Origin of the sequence: Gordonia rhizosphera NBRC 16068, assembly GCF_000298195.1 — a bacterium.
GTDB lineage: Bacteria > Actinomycetota > Actinomycetes > Mycobacteriales > Mycobacteriaceae > Gordonia > Gordonia rhizosphera.
Genome location: NZ_BAHC01000161.1, coordinates 1 through 1,538, shown reverse-complemented (window position 1 = coordinate 1,538; position 1,538 = coordinate 1). Strand labels below are relative to the sequence as shown.

The 1,538-nt window shown below is 65.1% G+C and carries 1 protein-coding gene; it reads right to left on the bottom strand.

Translation table 11 applies throughout. The features are described 5' to 3' along the window. Positions 1 to 60 precede the first annotated feature (60 nt). Positions 61 to 1,374 (bottom strand): MFS transporter, encoded by a 1,314-nt coding sequence (locus GORHZ_RS19955; RefSeq protein WP_040532630.1) that lies wholly within the window; start codon positions 1,372 to 1,374, stop codon positions 61 to 63. Positions 1,375 to 1,538: the final 164 nt, after the last annotated feature.

Here is a 1,538-nt window from a genome sequence, read left to right as displayed (position 1 = left end):
GGGGAGGGTCTGGTGGTACCCCCATCCGGGTTCGACACGGTCGGTTGTGGAATCTCGCGATCAGGCGATCGCCATCTCCGGTTGCTGTGCGACCGGCTGCCGCCGCGACAGGAACGGGACCACGGCGACGAGGGCCGCGCCGATGACCGCCGGGATCGCGAAGGCGTAGAAGCTCCACTGCACGCCCAGCCCGGCGTCGAGGATGAAGCCGGCCATGGCCGGTCCGGCCATGGCGCCGATCCGTCCGATACCCATCACGACGCCGAGCGCAGATCCACGGAATGCCGCCGGGAAGTTGTCGGCGACGAATCCGTAGAGCACGCAGTTGGTGCCGGTGCCACCGATGCCGGCGCCGAGAATCGCGAGCATGACCCAGCCGGTGTCCATTTTGTTGCTCAGCGCCAGCAGCGACAGGACGCCGACCAAGAACAGCGCGCCGACGACCCGTGCGCAGCCGACCCGGTCGGCGAAGTAAGCACCCGCGACAGCGCCGATCACGCCGCCCGCCTGCAGGAGCAGCATGAACGTCAGCGCCGAGTCGAGTGCGTAGCCCTGTTCGCGCATCAGAGCCGGTGCCCACGTGTTGAGTCCGTACACCACGACGTTCACACAGATGCTGATCATCATGAAGGTGAGCAGTCGTGCCACCAACGGACGTCGGAACAGTCGACGGATGCCTGGTGCGTCCGAGCTTGATTCGGCTTCCGCCCGGGCAGTTGCCGCGATGCTGTCGTAGTCGAACCCATACGACTCGGCGAGCGCCCGACCTTCGGCGTCACGGCCACGGACCGCGAGATATCCGGCCGACTCCGGGAGACGGAAATACATGATGGGGATCAGCACCGCGAATACGATGCCGATGCCGAACAGCATGCGCCAGTCGTGATGCGGGAGAAGCCACATCGCCGACAGCGCGGCCAGGATACCGCCGAAGGAGAAGCCGGTGAGCATGGACGCGTTGTACAGCTGTCGACGATTCCGGGGCGCGTACTCCATCGTCAGGGCGACCGCAGAGGGTACGACGCTACCGATGCCGACGCCGGTGAGGAATCGTGCGACCCCGAACATCTCGACGTTCAGCGCGACTGCGGAGAGCAGAGAACCCGCCGAGATCCACGCAACGCCGATCAACATGAGCTTGCGGCGCCCGATCCGATCGGTCAGCGGTCCGGCCGTGAGGAACCCGACCATCAGTCCGCCGAGGGTCCACGTGCCGATGAGGCCGGCCGTGCTGTGGCTGAGGTTCCAGTCCGGTTCGTCGAGGATCTTGGGGAGTGCTGCCCCGTAGATCACCATGTCGTAGCCGTCGGCGACGATCGTCAAGAAGCACAGGATCGCTACGGTGAGGCCGCTGCGAGATCGAGTCTGGGTCATGGTCACGACATTTCCTCCGGGGATGTTGGGTGGCCGTGTGATGTTTTGCGCAACTCGTGCGGGCTGCGACGTGGCTCACATTATATGTTGTGCATAATGCTGGCAACGGACGCGTCGGGAGATTATCGGTGACCGAGAAGCGCCCTGGGGCCCGCTACTCGACC